The 14096-nt window shown below is 66.9% G+C and carries 14 protein-coding genes; 7 read left to right on the forward strand and 7 right to left on the reverse strand.

Features of this window, described 5'->3' with window-relative positions:
• Positions 1–87 precede the first annotated feature (87 nt).
• Positions 88–1890, reverse strand: a complete 1803-nt coding sequence (locus tag VIM12_RS19270; protein ID WP_331943700.1) for an ABC transporter ATP-binding protein/permease — start codon at positions 1888–1890, stop codon at positions 88–90.
• A 190-nt stretch (positions 1891–2080) separates the two neighbouring features.
• Between VIM12_RS19270 and VIM12_RS19275 the strand changes: the two genes are divergently transcribed.
• The 7 genes from VIM12_RS19275 (at position 2081) to VIM12_RS19305 (ending at position 8896) form a co-directional block, all read left to right on the forward strand.
• Positions 2081–3253 carry an SRPBCC family protein gene (locus VIM12_RS19275; protein ID WP_331943702.1) on the forward strand — a complete coding sequence of 391 codons (1173 nt, stop codon included), beginning with the start codon at positions 2081–2083 and terminating at the stop codon, positions 3251–3253.
• A gap of 69 nt (positions 3254–3322) precedes the next feature.
• The gene (locus tag VIM12_RS19280) at positions 3323–3634 is read left to right on the forward strand and encodes a hypothetical protein (protein ID WP_331943704.1); all 312 of its coding nucleotides are present in this window, start codon (positions 3323–3325) and stop codon (positions 3632–3634) included.
• 201 nt (positions 3635–3835) lie between these two features.
• The gene (locus tag VIM12_RS19285; RefSeq protein ID WP_331943706.1) at positions 3836–5554 is read left to right on the forward strand and encodes a carbamoyltransferase family protein; all 1719 of its coding nucleotides are present in this window, start codon (positions 3836–3838) and stop codon (positions 5552–5554) included.
• A gap of 73 nt (positions 5555–5627) precedes the next feature.
• Positions 5628–6650: a UDP-glucuronic acid decarboxylase family protein gene (locus tag VIM12_RS19290; RefSeq protein WP_331943708.1), complete on the forward strand. Its 1023-nt coding sequence runs from the start codon at positions 5628–5630 to the stop codon at positions 6648–6650.
• 148 nt (positions 6651–6798) lie between these two features.
• Positions 6799–7464, forward strand: a complete 666-nt coding sequence (locus tag VIM12_RS19295; RefSeq protein ID WP_331943710.1) for an alpha/beta hydrolase — start codon at positions 6799–6801, stop codon at positions 7462–7464.
• A 109-nt stretch (positions 7465–7573) separates the two neighbouring features.
• Positions 7574–7897 (forward strand): BON domain-containing protein, encoded by a 324-nt coding sequence (locus VIM12_RS19300; RefSeq protein WP_331943712.1) that lies wholly within the window; start codon positions 7574–7576, stop codon positions 7895–7897.
• Between the two features lie 129 nt (positions 7898–8026).
• On the forward strand, positions 8027–8896 hold the full coding sequence (locus VIM12_RS19305) for a Kdo hydroxylase family protein (protein WP_331943714.1): 870 nt from the start codon (positions 8027–8029) through the stop codon (positions 8894–8896).
• 52 nt (positions 8897–8948) lie between these two features.
• On the opposite strand, the gene VIM12_RS19310 is transcribed toward VIM12_RS19305, so the two are convergent.
• Genes VIM12_RS19310 through VIM12_RS19335 form a run of 6 tightly spaced genes read right to left on the reverse strand, consistent with a single transcriptional unit; the run spans position 8949 to position 13864 of the window.
• Positions 8949–9254 (reverse strand): 2Fe-2S iron-sulfur cluster-binding protein, encoded by a 306-nt coding sequence (locus VIM12_RS19310; RefSeq protein ID WP_331943716.1) that lies wholly within the window; start codon positions 9252–9254, stop codon positions 8949–8951.
• Positions 9251–9637, reverse strand: a complete 387-nt coding sequence (locus tag VIM12_RS19315; RefSeq protein ID WP_331943718.1) for a YkvA family protein — start codon at positions 9635–9637, stop codon at positions 9251–9253. The genes VIM12_RS19310 and VIM12_RS19315 overlap by 4 nt, the downstream gene beginning before the upstream one ends.
• Positions 9638–9688: 51 nt before the next feature.
• Positions 9689–10387, reverse strand: a complete 699-nt coding sequence (locus VIM12_RS19320; protein WP_331943720.1) for an N-formylglutamate amidohydrolase — start codon at positions 10385–10387, stop codon at positions 9689–9691.
• Positions 10388–10434: 47 nt separating this feature from the next.
• Entirely contained in the window at positions 10435–11667 is a 1233-nt protein-coding gene (locus tag VIM12_RS19325) for a carboxylate-amine ligase (protein WP_331943722.1), read from the reverse strand.
• Entirely contained in the window at positions 11664–13127 is a 1464-nt protein-coding gene (locus tag VIM12_RS19330; RefSeq protein ID WP_331943724.1) for a RimK family protein, read from the reverse strand. The genes VIM12_RS19325 and VIM12_RS19330 overlap by 4 nt, the downstream gene beginning before the upstream one ends.
• Positions 13124–13864 carry a hypothetical protein gene (locus VIM12_RS19335; RefSeq protein ID WP_331943726.1) on the reverse strand — a complete coding sequence of 247 codons (741 nt, stop codon included), beginning with the start codon at positions 13862–13864 and terminating at the stop codon, positions 13124–13126. The genes VIM12_RS19330 and VIM12_RS19335 overlap by 4 nt, the downstream gene beginning before the upstream one ends.
• Positions 13865–14096 lie beyond the last annotated feature (232 nt).

Here is a 14096-nt window from a genome sequence, read left to right on the forward strand (position 1 = left end):
TTTCAAGCTGCCCGGTCGCACAGGCTACCGGCGTACCCGATACAGCAAGAGTTGTTCCAGCGCGTGGTACGGCGGCGTCCGGTCGTTTCAGGCAGCGCGATGCATCCGCCGCTGCGCGTTGTCGGTGTCCTCGCGCTGTTGCAACTGCCACAGCCGGGCATAGGCGCCGTTCTGCTGCAACAGCTGGCTGTGCGTACCGCGTTCGATGATCCTGCCGCGGTCCATCACCAGGATCTCGGTCGCGTCGACCACGGTCGACAGCCGGTGTGCGATCACCAGCGTGGTCCGGTTGACCGCGAGCGCGTCGAGTTCGGCCTGGATCGCCTGTTCGGATGCGGTATCGAGCGCCGACGTCGCCTCGTCGAAAATCAGCAGCGGCGGATTCTTCAGGATGGCGCGGGCCAGTGCGATCCGTTGCTTCTCCCCGCCCGACATCTTGACGCCGCGTTCCCCGACCGGCGTGTCGTACTTCTGCGGCAGCGAGTCGATCAGCTCGTGGATGTGCGCGGCGCGGGCGGCGGCGACGATCTGCTCCTTGGTGGCATTCTTGCGCCCGTAGCCGATGTTGTAGCCGATGGTGTCGTTGAACATGAGCGCCTCCTGCGGCACCACGCCGATCGCCTCCCTCAGGCTGGCCGAGCTGACCTTGCGGATGTCCTGGCCGTCCACCGATACCGTGCCCGAGCCGACTTCGTAGAAGCGCAGCAGCAGGCGCGCCAGGGTCGACTTGCCGGAGCCGCTGCCGCCGACCACCGCGACGGTGCCGCCCGGCGGAATGCGGAAGCTGACGTTGTGCAGGATCGGCCGCTCCGGCTCATAGGCGAAGCTGACGTTGTCGAACACCACTTCGCCGCGCGTCACCCGTAACGGCGGCAGGTTGGGGGCCTCCTCGATCTCCGGCCGTTCGCGCAGCAGCTGGAACAGCTTTTCGGCATTCACCAGGGCGTCGCGCGCCTCGCGGTAGACGAAGCCGAGGGCGTTCAGCGGAAGGCAGATCTGGATCACATAGGCGTTGATCAGGATCAGGTCGCCGACGGTCATGGCCCGCGTCAGCACGTCGCGTCCCGCAAGCAGCATCACGGCGCCGACGCCGAAGGCGATGATGGCGCTCTGGCCGACGTGAAGGGTGAACAGGGCTTTCTGGTTGTGCACCTGCGCGTCGGCCCAGTTGTCCATGATGTGGTTGAAGCGCTGCGACTCGACCTTCTCGTTGGTGAAGTACTTCACCGTGTCGTAGTTGAGCAGGCTGTCCGCCAGCAGGCTCTTGGCATTGGAGTCGAGGCGGTTGACCCGGCGCTGGAAGATCGCCCGGCGCGCGGTGAAGACCAGGGTGAAACCGCAGTAGACGACGAAAGTGACACCGAGGATCAGCGTGTACCAGTCACTGTAGCGGGCGGTCATGATGCCGACCACCATGGCGATCTCGAGAAAGGTCGGCACCAGCGTAAACAGCGCGACGCCGAGCAGGAAGGCGATGCCGTTGGTGCCGCGGTCGATATCCGGAAGCAGGCCGCCGATGCGCCGCTGCGCGTGGAAGCGCGAACCGAGCGCATGCAGGTGGGCGAAGGTGTTCAGCGCGTAGTTGGCGACCGTGTGCTGGGTCACGCGCGAGAAGGCCAGGTCGCGCAGCTCGTTGAAGAGCGTGCTCGCGAAGCGCAGCAGCGCATACCCGGCCAGCAGCATCACCGGCAGAATCAGCGTGTTTTCCGGCCGGGACAGTTCGTCGACGATGCTCTTCAACGCCAGCGGCACCGACACCACCGCCAGCTTTGCCAGGATCAGGAAGAACAGCGCAATCGCGATGCGGCCGCGGAACTGCTTGACGACCTGCCACAGGTCGCGCATCACCCGCGCGGTGTTGACCGGCTTTTCTTGTTTGGTTTCTGTCATCTGTGTTCAGTTCCCTTATTGCAAGCACTGCCGCTTGCCGTGGAATGGAAGTTGCAATAGCGACTTCAGTGCCTTGCCTGCCGGTCAGGCCGCATGCGGCGACCACCGGGGATGCACACCGCTATTTCGGTGCTGTCCGGCACTTTTGTTTGGCTGTGCTGCGCGAAGGGAACTGCAAACAAGGAGATCCATGATGGCTAGCGTCGAGCAATCGATAGAGGTCAATGTGTCACCGGGTACCGCTTACGCGCTGCTGACGCGCTTCGAGCAGTACCCGCGCTTCATGCAGGGAGTGAAGGAAGTGCGCAAGCTCGATGACCGGCGGCTGCGCTGGCACGCACATGTCGCCGGGATCGACAGGGAATGGGATGCGGAGATTACACAACAAGTTCCGGAGCAATGCATCGCCTGGCGCAGCCTCGACGGCCCGCGCATCGAGGCGAGGATCGCGCTGCAGCCGACCTCCGGTGCATGCACCCGGGTAACACTGCAGCGGGACCAGGACGGTCAGGCGACGGACGATGTCCGCCACGGCGCCGAGCAGGACCTTGTGCGTTTCAAGCAGTTCATCGAAAAGCTCGGGCGGGACAGCGGAGACTGGCGCGGGCGGGAGCAGGACGGCACGGCAAGTCACAGTGCCGCGGCGGAGCGCGCCGCGGGCACGCTTGATCCGCTGGCTGGCGGCACGGGATTGCGGGCGACGGCCAGCGTTGCGGAATTTCCCGACGGGCCGCAACAAGCTTTCGGCGCGGATGACGCGGACAACGTCGACAACGCGGCCACACTTGCGATCGGCGCGGGTGGCAGCGGGGGGAACGGCGCGGCCAGCGGCAATGGCGGTGGAAGCCGGGCCGGCGGGCGCGCGCGACGCAGTGGTCCGCGGCTGTCGCTGACGGACATGCTGCCCGCTCTTTTCGGCCGGTGGCAGGATCCGGTGACCACCATGCGCAGGGTATCGGACAGCGTCGAGCAGGCCTTTACCGTGCTGGCCCAGGCCTCGGGCGTGCTGCGCGGCCAGGAGGATGCCGGCGGCGCCTGGTCGCCGCGGATCGAAACGGTACAGAGTCCGGACCGGGTCCTGCTGTTCGTCGAAGTTCCCGGCGTCCCCCGTGCCGACATCACCGTCGATGCGCGGCCGGGGCGGCTGCAGGTCAGCGGCTTGCGGCCGCAGGCCGTGACCGTCGGCGAGGACGTACAGCATTGCAGCGAATTCCGCTACGGCCGCTTCCACCGCACGCTGGCCCTCCCCGAAGACGCCGATACCGAAGCAGTAAGCGCGGAATTGCGCAACGGTGTGCTGCAGGTGACGGTGCTGCGCAGACCGCGGCCCGCAACAGGGCGGGTGGAAATCAGCGAAGCATGAAGGGGCGCGGAACATCGCCACGGTTTCCGGCGTCCATTCCTGCAATGTCTTCAACCGATAAGGAAACCCATGAATGCCGACATCATCGGCTGGATCAGCGCCGCCATTCTCGTCCTCACCATTTCCCGACAGGTCTACTCGCAGTGGCGCAGCGGTAGCATCGCCGGCGTCTCGAAGTGGCTCTTCATCGGCCAGATCTCGGCTTCGCTGGGATTCACCATCTACAGCTATCTCGTGGAAAACTGGGTGTTCGTCTTTGCCAACTTCTTCATCCTGATGACCGCGCTTGCCGGCGAGGCGGTCTACCTGCGCAACAAGCGCATGGCGCAGCGCGAGCAGGCGGCGCCACTAAATGCACAGGCAGTGCGGCGCCGGGCATAGGCAAGGCAGGCAGCAAGGCGCCGGCGGAAACCAAAATTACAAGCCGCTGCACTTCTTACAGCCGGGCAGGACGGCCTGCCGGGGATTTGCGGAAGAGGAATGCCCCGGGTACAGGGATTGCATACGGCATGGAAAAACGGCTTTCCTGCTTTCAATGCCGCCGTCCACTCGGAGTGGCGCGTGTCCTGCCCGGAGGAAGATGTGCACACGCTCGGAATCAACGCCGCCTACCATGATTGTTCCGCCTGCCTGGTGCGCGATGGCGAGGTGATCGCCGCCGCCGAGGAAGAGCGGTTCACCCGCATCAAGCACGGCAAGAGACCGGTGCCGTTCTCCACCTGGCAGCTCCCTTTCCATGCGATCGACTACTGCCTGCGCGAGGCGGGCATACGGCTGGCGGATGTCGAGCATGTGGCGTACTCGTACGACCCCGGCATTCTGCTTGGCCCGCATCGCGGCAAGCCGGTGATCACGCTGCCGCTCGAACCGTCCGCGCATCCGGACAAGGAGTGGATGTCACCCTGGGACCCGCTGTTCCTGTCCTCCATCGTCAACGCACCGCGCCAGTTGGCCGGCGGAGCCCCGCACCACCTGCGCAAGCGCTTCGAAGGCGTGCGCCACGACGGGCCGTTCCGGTGGCATTTCATCGAGCACCATCTCGCGCACGAAGCCAGCGCTTTCCTGGCTGCGCCCTTCGACGAGTGCGCGGTGCTGACGATGGACGGCCGCGGCGAGCAGGCGACGACCAGCTACGGCATCTACCGGGACCGCCGCTATAAGCGGCTTGGCCAGGTGAACCTGCCGCACTCGCTCGGCCTGTTGTACGAGTCCCTGACCACCCATCTCGGCTTCCTGCATTCCTCCGACGAGTACAAGGTGATGGCGCTGGCGTCCTATGGCAAGCCGCTGTTCGCCGCGCAGTTCCGGGACATCCTGCGCTACCGCGGCGACGGCCAGTACGAGGTGCGTCCCGCGGACTGGACCGCACTGTTCGGCCCACAGCGCGAGCGCGGCAGCGAATTCACCGACCATCACATGAATGTCGCCGCCTCCTTGCAGCGCGTGCTGGAAGAGACCGTCCTGGAGATGGTGCGCTGGCTGCATGCGGCAACCGGGGCCGAGAACCTGGCGCTGGCCGGCGGCGTCGCGCTGAATTGCGTGATGAACGCGCGCATACGCGACCGCGGACCGTTCCGGCGGGTCTGGGTGCAGCCGGCGGCGGGGGACGCCGGCACCGCGCTCGGCGCTGCGCTGTGGGTCGACGCCTGCCAGCGCGGCAGCGACGGGCGGCGCTGGGTCATGGAGCATGCCTTCCTCGGCCCGGCCCACGGCGAGGAGGAGATCGAAGCCTTCCTGCGGCAGGCCAAGCTGCGCTACCGGCGCGCGCAGGACCTGTCGGAAGAGGTGGCCGGACTGCTGGCGGAGGACAAGGTCATCGGCTGGTTCCAGGGGCGGATGGAATTCGGCCCGCGCGCGCTCGGCGCCCGGTCGATCCTGGCGTCGCCGCTCGACCCCGGCATGCAGCAGCGCCTCAATCAGATCAAGGACCGGGAGGATTTCCGCCCGGTCGCGCCGGTGGTGCTGGAGGAGGAGGCGGCCGCATGGTTCGTCAACGGCGGCGTCTCGCCGTTCATGGTGTTCGTGTACGACGTGCGCCCGGACCGGGAGGCGCGGATTCCTGCTGTGCGGCACGTCGACGGCACGGCCCGCATCCAGACCATCAACCGCAGCCAGAACCCGGTGTACCACGACCTGCTGCGGGCATTCCACCGGCGCACCGGCGTGCCGGTGCTGATCAACACCTCGTTCAACACCCGTGGCGAGCCGGTGGTCTGCAATCCGCGCGATGCGGTGGAGTCGTTCTGCAGCACGCCGCTCGATGTGCTTGCCATCGGCCCCTTCATCGTGGAGAAGCCATGAAGACGGTCGCTTGCGGACGCCGCTGGATGGACGGACGGCGCAACGGCCCGACAACCAGGAGAAAGGGGCGGCGATGAAGCCAGCGGACGGAAAACGCATACTCGTGACCGGCGGCGCCGGCTTCCTCGGCTCCCACCTGTGCGACTACCTGCTGCGGCAAGGACACGAGGTGCTGTGCGTGGACAACTTCCATACGGGTTCGCGGCGCAACATACTGCACCTGCTGGGTCATCCGCGCTTCGAGCTCCTGCGGCACGACGTCACCGCGCCGCTGGCGGTCGAGGTCGATGAAATCTACAACCTGGCCTGTCCGGCGTCGCCGGTGCATTACCAGACCGACCCGATCCAGACCACCAAGACCAGCGTGCTCGGCACCCTCAACATGCTGGGACTGGCGCGGCGCCTGAAGGCGCGGTTCCTGCAGGCATCCACCAGCGAGGTTTACGGCGACCCGCTGCAGCATCCGCAGACCGAGGCCTACTGGGGGAATGTGAACCCGCTCGGCATCCGCGCCTGCTATGACGAGGGCAAGCGCTGCGCGGAGAGCCTGTGCATGGACTACCGGCGCCAGCATGGACTCGATGTGAAGATCGTCCGCATTTTCAACACCTACGGCCCCCGCATGCATCCGGAGGACGGCAGGGTAGTGTCCAATTTCGTGGTGCAGGCACTGTCCGGACAGCCGCTGACAATCTACGGCGACGGCAGCCAGACGCGTTCGTTCTGCTATGTGGACGACCTGGTCCGTGGCCTGGCGCGCCTGATGCAGACCCCCCCGGAGACCGCCGGGCCCGTCAACCTCGGCAACCCGGTGGAGTACAGCATGCGCGCCCTCGCCGAGACCGTCATCCGCTTGTGCGATTCGCGTTCGGGCATCCTGTTCATGCCGCTGCCGGGCGACGACCCGGCGCGGCGTCGACCGGACATCTCGCTGGCGCGCAAGCTGTTGCACTGGGCGCCGGAAATCGGGCTGGAGGAAGGCCTGGCGCGCACGATTGCCTATTTCCGCCAACAGCTCGACGATGCGGAACCGCCGCCGGTCGACGGGCCGCTTCACGCGCCGGCCGCCGCGGTGGGTGCGGACGCCCGGCAATAGACAGCGACGCGGCATGCGCTGGCACAAAGCTTGCGGAGGCCGGACGTTATCCCGCGTCCGCCACGGGCGGAGGGATGCGAGACGCGTGCCGGCGCGACGACGGTCTGCCGCTGCCCGTGCGTGCGCAGTGTAAGCCGGTTGGAGGTCGATGATGTCGTTGGGAATGCAGAGGGACAAGATCAGGATTCCGCTGAAACAGGCGGAGTTGGAAGGCGTACTGTGGCTGCCGGCCGATGCGCTTGGCATCGTCGTGTGCGCCAATAGCATCGCCGGACCGCGAATGACGCCGCCGAATGACTACGTGGGCAGCGTGCTGCGCAGCGCGCGCCTCGGCACGCTGTGGGTCGACCTGTCCGGGTCCGGCGGGGTCGGGCAGGGGACGCAGGAAGCCGAGGCGCCGGTGGAACTTGGCGATCGTATCGCCGCCGTTTGCAACTGGCTGGGCGAGCATCAGGCAACGACCGATTTGCCGGTTGCGCTGTTTGGCGCGGGCGAGGCCGGCGCCGCTGCGCTCGACCTGGCGGCGACGCGCCCGCCTTGCGTCTGCGCCGTCGTCACCCGCGGCGCGCGTACCGATATTGTCGGTACGGCGGCGCTGGCGCGAATCACGGCGCCGACGCTGTTGATCGTCGGCAGCCTGGACGACGCCATGATCGCCTCGCACCGCGGCGCCTATGCCGCGCTGCGCTGCAAGAAGCGACTGGAGATCATTCCAGGCGGCACGCGCACCTTCGAGGAACCTGGCAGCCTGGAGGTGGTGGCCAGGCTGACCCGGTCGTGGTTCCTGCAGCATGCGCATTTTGTGGTGACGTAGCAGGCGGCGGGCAGGCATTGGCGCAGGTCATCGGACGCGCGGGGAGCGGAAACCACAGCCCGGCGCGGCTCCTCTATGCATTTACCCACCCACGACACAGGAGGACTTCATGAGAAAAATTATGGTACCCGTCATGCTTGCATGCAGTTTGCTGGCGACGGGCTGCGGCACGATGGGCGGCTCCCAGCAGGACGGCAGCAAGAAGTCCGTCGGCGCAGTGGTCGATGACGCGCTGATCACCTCGAAGGTGAAGGCGGCCTTCGTCGCCGACCCGGACATCAGCGCCTTCAAGATCAACGTGGACACTGCCAAGGGCGTGGTCAGCCTGAAGGGCGAGGTGAAGACGCTGGCATTGCGGCGCAAGGCCGAGTCGATCGCCTCGGGCGTGGAAGGCGTGCGCAAGGTCGACAACCAGCTGATCATCACGGGCTGACGCGACCGAGCTGCCCGGCGGCCGAGGCGCCTTGCCGGGCCGCCGTTTTTCTTCCCTTGGGGCTGCCGGACGCCGGCGAGCGGATTACAATGCCGGCTGACAAGTCCGACCGACATGGAAGAATTGGCAATGGAAGCCCAGATCCTCGAAATCGACGCCACCGAGTGGCAACTGCCCGCTACCAGGAAGGAATGGATCGCCGCGCTCGAAGCCGGCAAGGTCCTGTATTTTCCCCGCCTGGCATTCCAGCCGGATGCGGCCGAGCGCGCGCTGATGAAACCCGAGCTGCTTGCCACCGGCATCCGCAGCATCACGCTCGAGGCGCAGGGGCGATTGAAGGGCGTCAACGGCGGACCGGACGAACAGGCGGTCGTGATGCGGATGATGGCGCGTTTCCGCCACCAGGCCGAGCAGCTGATTGCATCCCTGGTGCCGGACTACATGAAATCGATACGCTTCGCCACCACCAGCTATCGCCCCTTGCAGGTCGAGACGCGCCAGCAGACCTGGCGCGGCGACGACAAGCGCCTGCATGTGGATGCCTTTGCCGGCCGGCCGAACCACGGCGAGCGCATCCTGCGCGTGTTTGCCAATGTCAACCCGGACGGCGTGCCGCGGGTATGGCGGGTGGGCGAGCCTTTCGAGGACGCCGCCCGGCGCTTCATGCCCCGCATGGAAAAGTACCGCCGCTGGCACGCACTGTACCTGCGCGCAATGTACAAGACCAAGAAGGTGCGCAGCGAGTACGACCACCTGATGCTGCAATTGCATGACGCAATGAAGCTGGACATGGAGTACCAGAAGACCTCGCCGCAGGTGACGATGCCTTTCCCGGCCGGCAGCGTCTGGGTTTGCTTCTCCGACCAGACTACCCATGCGGCGATGTCGGGCCAGCACATGATGGAGCAGACGTTGCACCTGCCGCCGGAGTGCCAATACGATCCTGCCAGCAGTCCGCTTGGCATCCTTACCCGGATCGTGGGGCACGAACTCGTCTAGGCCGTTTCCGTGAAACCGGCGCGCGGCGTGTTCGCGTGCGATTTGGCCGGCCTCATCCGGCCGGCAATTTACGTGCGCCGGGCACCAGCAGCGTGAGATCCGATTCCGCACAGGCGACGCACGGCAGGATGTAGCCGTCGCGCTTTTCCTCGGCGCTCAGCCCGGGCCATTCGATCCGGTGCCGTATGCGCCCCTCGACCAGGATGCAGATGCAGGTGCGGCAGGTGCCATTCCTGCAGGATGCCGGCAGCGCGATGCCGGCGCAGCGCGCCGCCTCCATCAGCGTGGCCTCGCCGTTCGTCTCGAAACGCCAACCCGCGGGCTGCAACAGCACGCTGTAGGTATTTTCCGCCATCATCGCACCGCTTCGAACCGGGCGAACAACCAGGCCAGCAGCAGGCCGGCGAGCAGTAGCCACGCTGCGCCGATGACGATGGCGGCCACCAGGCTGACCGGCTTGCCTCCCGCTTCCGCCGCCCGTGCCCGGCATTCCTGCAATACCGGGCCGGGCACGAGGCGAATGGCGAGGGCGATACCGGCTGGCAGCAGCACGAGCTCGTCGAGCAGCCCGAGCACCGGGATGAAGTCGGGAATCAGGTCGATCGGGCTGCAGGCGTAGGCCACGATCGCGGCCACCAGCAGCTTCGCGTACCACGGCGTGGCGGGATGGCGGGCCGCGTAGTAGAGGGCGAGCGTGTCCGCCTTCAGGCGGCGCGCATGCTGTTTCAACCGGTCGAGCATGAGGTTGGGAAGGCGGCAGGAAAAGCTGCATTGTAGCCAAGGGGCGGCGCGTCACGCATGTGCAGTGTCGACCGCTTCCCGCAGTCCGGCAATCACCGCCGCGCGCAAGGCGCGCCACGCCTGCCCGCCTTCCAGCACATGCTTCTGGTTGATCTCCAGCTCGATGCCCAGGTACTGCTCCGGCGGGATGCGCCGGCGCAGGTGGGTGGTGAGGCCGTCCGCCGTGCCGGCGTAGGGATAGTTCATCCTTACCCGGGCCGACGGCGCATGGACCGAAAGCGCCGTCTTCCAACGCCGGCACAGCCGGGTCTCCGGCGCCCTGGCGGGATCGTAGAGCAGCCCGATGTCGGCATTCCTTACCTGTTCCCCCAGTTGCGGCGTGAAGCTGTGGCAGGAGACGTGCAGCACCCGCGCGCCCCTGCCGGCGGCCGCCGTCGCGATCGCCTCGGCCTGCACCCGGTAGGGCAGGTAGTGCTGCCGCAGGATTGCCTCGCGTACCGGTCCGGGGGCGCGCCGCGACGCTTCGGAAAAGAGACGGGGATGGCCCGGCGAGCGGTTGAGGTCGATCAGCAGGCGGCTGACGGTGGCGGCGAGCAGCGGGGCGTCGAAAGCGGCGGCAAGCTCCCGCGCCAGGCGCAGCGCGCCCGGGTCGTGGCCGCGATGGGTGCGCAGCAGGGATTCATGGCCCCGGAACAGGTGGCGGTAGGGGGGCGGGATGCGGTTGCCGCCGTGCTCGCAGGTGACCATCATGAAGCAGTCCCTGTCGTGGAGGGGGGGCGCCGCGCCTGCCATCCCCATCAGCCCGGCAGGAACATTGCGCCCTGACGCAGGCAGTCGCAGAGCCGGCGGTAGACTTCGTCGATCGCTTCGCGGCCGGGCTCGGGTCCGAGCGCGCGCAGGATGCGGCGGGACAGCGTGCCGTGCCGCAGGATGGCCTGCAGCGGCGTCGACCAGGGACCGGCTTGCGCCAGCGGGGCGGCGAGCTGGCGCCACAGGTCCCCCGCGCGGCAGCGGTTGGCCGGATAGCCGAGCAGCGCCAAATAGCGTGGGTCGTCGATGACCGCGTCTTCCGCATCCCGGATGCAATCCTGCAGGATCCTCGCCAGCGCCGCGGTCGGCATCTCCTGCTGCCGGTCCAGCGCGTGCGCGCCCTTGTCATACAGCATGCGCACGGCGGCGCAGCAGGCGACGGCAACCGCCAGGTCGGCCTGCACGCACTCCTGCGTATCGAGCACCCGGATCTCGATCGCATTGCGCGAGAAACGGGCGATCGCACCACGCGAGTTGAGCCACTCCTCGCGCAGCACGCCGTCGGGATCGTGCGGCGCGATGTCGCGGTACATTGGGGCGAGGATGCAGTCCTCATAGGCGCGCCGGCTGCTCACCGTTTCCGGCACCACCATGCCGGCAATGGACGGAATCCCGTTCGCGTTGTCGCTGTAGACCTGCATCCGGTAGTCCGCGCAACCGGTAACACGGCTGTCCGCGACCGGCGAACTGGCGGCGAGGGCCGGCAGCACGGGAAGCAGAAGGCGGATCGCCGCGTGCAGCCGCGCAAACTCCGCATCGCCGGCGAACGGCAGGTTCACATGCATGCTTTGCAGGTTTGCCCAGCCGTGGCTGCGGCTGTCGAAGATGCGGTCGTAGGCGCGGTAGATCGCGTCGTTGGCATGCGGCCAGAGCCGGGTTTCGGCGCGCGGATCCATGCACGGGTGCATGGCACCCGGCATCAGGCGCGCGTTCAGCGCCGCCAGCCGGGCGTCGATCGCCAGCACCTCCCGCTGGAATGCCGCCGGCAATTCCTCCAGGGTCGCCGCCGGGCGCAGGTTCTTGACCTCGATCACGTGCAGTACGAATTCATTGGACCACCCGAGCGGGCCGCCTGCAGGTCCGCCCGTGCCATCCTGTGCCAGCAACCGGTCTGCCACCGGGAGCACCGACAGATGCTCGCGATCGACGATCATGTATTCCAGCTCGATGCCGTACCCCGCGAATGCATGCAGCAACGGCGGCTCGTCGTCTTCGTTCATGCGCTGCTCCCCCGGCCGGACTCGATACGCTTGCGGAAGACGCCCATCACTTCCCGGTACAGCGCGTCGGAAAGCACCGCATCCTCATTGCCGGCATCGACGTTCGGATTGTCGTTGATCTCGATGACATGGACCTGCGCGCCGACCTGCTTCAGGTCGACCCCGTAGAATCCGTCGCCGATCAGGTTGGCGGCCTGCACGGCGATGCTCACCACCTCGTCAGGCGCCTCGCCGATCGAGAGCGCCTCGGTGCGGCCTTCACTGACCTGGTGCTGGTCGTGCCTGATGATTTGCCAGTGGCCCGGCGCCATGTAGTACTTGCAGACGAACAGCGGCCGGCGGTCGAGCACGCCGACGCGCCAGTCGTACTCTGTCGGCAAAAACTCCTGGGCAAGCACCAGTTCGGAGCTGCGCAGCATGTCCGTCACCTTGGCCGGCAGGTCCTGTTCGTTCTCGACCTTCACCACACCCCGCGAGAACGCGCCATCGGGTTGCTTGAGGATGCAGGGAAGGCCGAGCAGGGGCACGATCTGGTCGATATTGCCGCGATGGACAACCAGGGTCCGCGGCGTCGGCACATGATGGCGCGCGAGCAGCTCGTTGAGATAGATCTTGTTGGTGCAGCGCAGGATGGAGTCGGGATCGTCGATCACCACCATGCCGGCTTCCGCCGCCTGCCGCGACAATTGGTAGGTGTAGTGGTCGACGTTGGTGGTGGCACGGATGAACAGGGCGTCGTAGTCCGCCAGCCGGTGCGCGTCGCGCCGCGTCACCAGGGCGGTCTCCATCCCGATCAGTTCGGCCGCCTCCCGGAACTTGTCCATTGCCGCCGGATTGGAGGGCCGCTCGCGGTCGTCCGGCGCGTGCAGGATCGCCACCGTCGGCTTGCGCGCCGAAACCGGGCCGCCGCGGATCTTCTGTTCCCTCAGGTAGTCGGCCGCCGCCTGTAGCGCGAAGGCGCGATGCCGGTCGGGAATCTCCGCTGCCCCGCCCGGCGCGAGGCGGCACAGCATCCAGTGTCCCGCGCCCCGTTCGAAGCGCGCGCGCAGCACGGGTGTCTGCAGCAGCTTGAAGAGAGTGTCGGCCATGTGCGGATGCTGCTGGCCAGCGTCGCGTCCGAAGTAGATATCGAGATCGACCGTGTCCTCCTGTGTCAGCGCGAAGGAGCAGTCCGCCAGGGTGCCCAGCTTGTCGCCGATCTCCTGCAGCAGGGTGGGGGAGTGCAGGTCCTTCAGCACACCCACGCCGGGCACCGGACGATGCCCCCGGGCCTCCGCCAGCAGGGAGACGTAGTAGCCGGCGGTCTGGTAACCGTAGCTCCTGCACAGGTTGACGACGCGCGCCGCGGCGGTGTCGCCGAAGGCCGGGTCGAGCAGGTAGGTCCGGTCGGAAACGATGGTCACCCCCGTCATCTCGCCGGGCCAGTCGCCCGGCTCGCTGACGACGAAGAACACGTTCATGGCGCCTCCCCGCCGGGCGCATTGCGCGGGTGGATGACCAGCAGGTTGGCATCGTGCGTGACGATGCCGAGCAGGACCGCATTCACCACCCGGTCCACGCTCAGCCAGTATTCCTGGCTGGCCGCGTACGGATTCTGCTGGTAGGGATCGATCACCAGCAACTGGCGCCGCTCGCTGTCATAGCCGGCAATCACCACGAAATGCCCGGAGGGGCGGCCGCGCACGTCGTCCGGGATATCGTCGGGACCGTACTCCCGTGCGGTGCGGTACAGGTAGGTGGAACTGAGGCCGGTGATGATCGGCAGGCGCCGGCGCAGGATGCCGCGGATCAGGTAGCGCGACAGGTCGATCAGCTTGAGCCGTCCGCCCAGCTGGAGGAATTCGAGGTAGCCCTCGGTTGCATGGCGCAGCCGCGCATCGGTCTTGATCTCGGCCTGGCGCTGCAGGCGTCCGGCGATGTCGAAGTCCCGCTGCCTGAACCAGGTCGGGTCGAACACCGTCAGGTTGTAGGTATAGATGGTGGCCTTGTAGCCGCGTTTCAGCGCGTCGCAGGCCAGAAAGACGGCGAAGGTGCCGCCGTGCTCGAGGCGGCCCGTGCGGCCGATGATGTCGCCGAGCGCTTCCGTGTCGCCCCAGTACCGGTACACCGAATGCAGGCAGGTAGGGCCGCAGGTGGTCTCGTCGGGTTGCGGCAGGATCTTGAACGGCAGTTGCAGGACAGTCTTGATGGCGGACATGGCTGGTGGGCGGGATGAAGGGGGCGCGGGCGGCTCGATTTGCCCACGTGCAGCGGGTTTAGCATTTTCGGTGCCAGTCCTGCGGAGACGACAGTGCATGCACCGGACCGGCAGCCTGTTGGCCGAAGGACATCCGTGGCGGTGGCACTCCTTCGCCGTCCTTGCCGGGCTCCCCCGGGTGGACCTGTGATGCAGTGCAAAGCGGTCCCGGCGCGGGAGCACGATACTGCAT

It is taken from the genome of Noviherbaspirillum sp., assembly GCF_036563305.1.
Lineage (GTDB): Bacteria > Pseudomonadota > Gammaproteobacteria > Burkholderiales > Burkholderiaceae_D > Noviherbaspirillum.

Excerpts from the sequence above, each read along its gene's own strand:
- VIM12_RS19270 (WP_331943700.1), bottom strand. The coding sequence starts at position 1,890 with ATGACAGAAACCAAACAAGAAAAGCCGGTCAACACCGCGCGGGTGATG.
- VIM12_RS19275 (WP_331943702.1), top strand. The coding sequence starts at position 2,081 with ATGATGGCTAGCGTCGAGCAATCGATAGAGGTCAATGTGTCACCGGGT.
- VIM12_RS19280 (WP_331943704.1), top strand. The coding sequence starts at position 3,323 with ATGAATGCCGACATCATCGGCTGGATCAGCGCCGCCATTCTCGTCCTC.
- VIM12_RS19290 (WP_331943708.1), top strand. The coding sequence starts at position 5,628 with ATGAAGCCAGCGGACGGAAAACGCATACTCGTGACCGGCGGCGCCGGC.
- VIM12_RS19295 (WP_331943710.1), top strand. The coding sequence starts at position 6,799 with ATGATGTCGTTGGGAATGCAGAGGGACAAGATCAGGATTCCGCTGAAA.
- VIM12_RS19300 (WP_331943712.1), top strand. The coding sequence starts at position 7,574 with ATGAGAAAAATTATGGTACCCGTCATGCTTGCATGCAGTTTGCTGGCG.
- VIM12_RS19305 (WP_331943714.1), top strand. The coding sequence starts at position 8,027 with ATGGAAGCCCAGATCCTCGAAATCGACGCCACCGAGTGGCAACTGCCC.
- VIM12_RS19310 (WP_331943716.1), bottom strand. The coding sequence starts at position 9,254 with ATGATGGCGGAAAATACCTACAGCGTGCTGTTGCAGCCCGCGGGTTGG.
- VIM12_RS19315 (WP_331943718.1), bottom strand. The coding sequence starts at position 9,637 with ATGCTCGACCGGTTGAAACAGCATGCGCGCCGCCTGAAGGCGGACACG.
- VIM12_RS19320 (WP_331943720.1), bottom strand. The coding sequence starts at position 10,387 with ATGATGGTCACCTGCGAGCACGGCGGCAACCGCATCCCGCCCCCCTAC.
- VIM12_RS19325 (WP_331943722.1), bottom strand. The coding sequence starts at position 11,667 with ATGAACGAAGACGACGAGCCGCCGTTGCTGCATGCATTCGCGGGGTAC.
- VIM12_RS19330 (WP_331943724.1), bottom strand. The coding sequence starts at position 13,127 with ATGAACGTGTTCTTCGTCGTCAGCGAGCCGGGCGACTGGCCCGGCGAG.
- VIM12_RS19335 (WP_331943726.1), bottom strand. The coding sequence starts at position 13,864 with ATGTCCGCCATCAAGACTGTCCTGCAACTGCCGTTCAAGATCCTGCCG.